This window comes from Bradyrhizobium sp. SHOUNA76 (assembly GCF_023006445.1).
Lineage (GTDB): Bacteria > Pseudomonadota > Alphaproteobacteria > Rhizobiales > Xanthobacteraceae > Bradyrhizobium.
The window spans coordinates 1-2,461 of sequence record NZ_JALBHA010000712.1 but is presented as its reverse complement, the minus strand read 5'-3'; the positions used below and the strand labels follow the sequence as shown (position 1 = coordinate 2,461).

Annotated in this window: 1 protein-coding gene and 1 pseudogene; both read left to right on the top strand. The window is 64.4% G+C overall.

The genetic code is table 11. From position 1 onward, the window contains the following. On the top strand, positions 1-1,772 hold a 1,772-nt coding region (locus MOV74_RS36035), incomplete at its 5' end, for a DUF1522 domain-containing protein (RefSeq protein ID WP_246932017.1). Between the two features lie 219 nt (positions 1,773-1,991). Further along, positions 1,992-2,461, top strand: a pseudogene (locus MOV74_RS36030) (flagellin); the annotation flags it as partial.

Genomic DNA, 2,461 nt, shown 5'->3' with positions numbered 1-2,461 from the left:
CCGGCGACGGCACCACGGCCCTGACCGGCGCCATCACCCTGATCGCCACCAACGGCACGACCGCAACCGGCTTGCTCGGCAACGCCCAGCCCGCCGACGGCGACACCCTGACGGTGAACGGCAAGACCATCACCTTCCGCTCGGGGTCTGCCCCGGCCTCGACTGCGGTTGCGTCCGGTTCGGGCGTCAGCGGCAACCTCGTCACCGACGGCAACGGCAACACCACGGTCTATCTCGGGACCGCGGGCACTCCGGCAGCGACCGTCAGCGATCTGTTGACCGCGGTCGATCTGGCCAGCGGCGTCAAGACGGCAGCCATCACTGCCGGTGCTGCGACGCTCGCCACCAGCTTCAACCAGACCGCTTCGAGCGTTGGTGCGGGTGCCGTCACGCTGAAGAGCTCGACGGGTGCGGATCTGAGCGTCACCGGCAAGGCCGACCTGCTCAAGGCGCTCGGCCTGACCACGTCTTCTGGTGCAGGCAATGCCAGCTTGAACGTCAACCGGACTACGACCGCGGGCTCGCTGGGTGCGACGATCGCGGACGGTTCGACGCTGAACGTCGACGGTCACGTCATCACCTTCAAGAACGCGCCGACCCCGGGTTCGACCGGTGCTCCGAGCGTTCCGAGCGGGTATGGTGCGAACGGTGCGGTCGTCACCGACGGCAACGGCAACTCGACGGTCTATCTGCAGGGCGGTACGGTCAACGACGTGCTGAAGGCGATCGACATTGCCACCGGCGTGCAGACCGCAACGATCAACGCCAACGGCACCGCGACGCTTGCGACCGCCACCGGCCAGTCGAACTCGACGATCAACACCTCCGGCCAGCTCAAGATCTCGACCGGCGTCAATGCCGACCTGTCGATCACCGGCACCGGCAACGCGCTCAACGTGTTCGGCCTCGCCGGTAACACCGGAAACGCAACGGCATTCTCCGCCGCACGCACCTCCGGCATCGGCGGCATTGCCGGCAAGACCTTGACCTTCTCCTCCTTCAACGGCGGCACGGCGGTCAACGTCACCTTCGGCGACGGCACCAACGGCACGGTCAAGACGCTCGACCAGCTCAACACGAAGCTTCAGGCCAACAACCTCGCGGCGACGATCGATGCCAATGGCTTGCTGACCATCACCGCGTCCAACGACTACGCGTCCTCGACGCTCGGCTCGACGACCGCCGGCGGTGCGATCGGCGGCACGCTGACTTCGGCGCTCACGTTCTCGACGGCTTCCACTCCCGTCCAGGATGGCGTTGCCCAGACGGCCCGTGCGAACCTGGTATCTCAGTACAACAACATCCTGAACCAGATCGACACGACCTCGCAGGACTCCTCGTTCAACGGTGTCAACCTCTTGAACGGCGACCAGCTCAAGCTGGTGTTCGACGAGACCGGCAAGTCGAGCCTGAACATCACCGGCGTGACCTACAACTCGAAGGGCCTGGGTCTCGCCTCGCTGACCGTCGGCGTCGACTTCATCGACAACGCAGCCGCCAACAGGGTGCTGACCAACCTGAACGCCGCGTCGAGCACGCTGCGCTCGGAAGCCTCGAGCCTCGGTTCGAACCTCTCGGTGGTGCAGATCCGTCAGGACTTCAACAAGAACCTGATCAATGTGCTGCAGACCGGCTCGTCCAACCTGACCCTGGCCGACACCAACGTCGAGGCGGCGAACAGCCAGGCGCTGTCGACCCGGCAGTCGATCGCGGTCTCCGCGCTGTCGCTGGCCAACACCTCGCAGCAGAGCGTGCTCCAGCTGCTCCGCTAATAAGCAGCTGAAATTACTTAAGAAAATTGAGTGGCGGGGCCATTTGCCCCGCCGCTCTTTTTTGCGTCCGGAGGCGGGCAGGGGCGTTCACCCGCCATTAACCCTATCGCTTAAACCGGCGTTAACCATACTTTAAAGGACACCTCCTAAAACTGGACAAAAGCCCGCTTTGCAGACCGCGCGGCCGATTCGTATCCGGTTCAAGAGGAAGACTCGCCAATGTCCAACATCGTTCTCTCGGCGTCCGTTCGCCAGAACCTGTTGTCGCTGCAGTCGACGGCCGACTTGCTGGCCACGACGCAGGAGCGGCTGTCGACCGGTAAGAAGGTCAACACGGCGCTCGACAACCCCACCAACTTCTTCACGGCGCAGGGGTTGGACAACCGGGCGAGCGACATCAGTAACCTGCTCGACGGCATCAACAACGGTGTGCAGGTGCTCCAGGCCGCCAACACCGGCATCACCTCGCTGCAGAAGCTGATCGACAGCGCGAAATCGATCGCCAACCAGGCGCTGCAGACCACGGTGGGCTATTCCACCAAGTCGAACGTCTCCACCACGATACCGGGCGCGACGCCCGCCGACCTGCGCGGCACGACCTCCTATGCGAGCGCGACCGCCAAGAGCAACGTGCTCTATACCGGCGCAGCCGGTGGCACGACCCCCGTCACCGGGACTGCAGCCCTCGG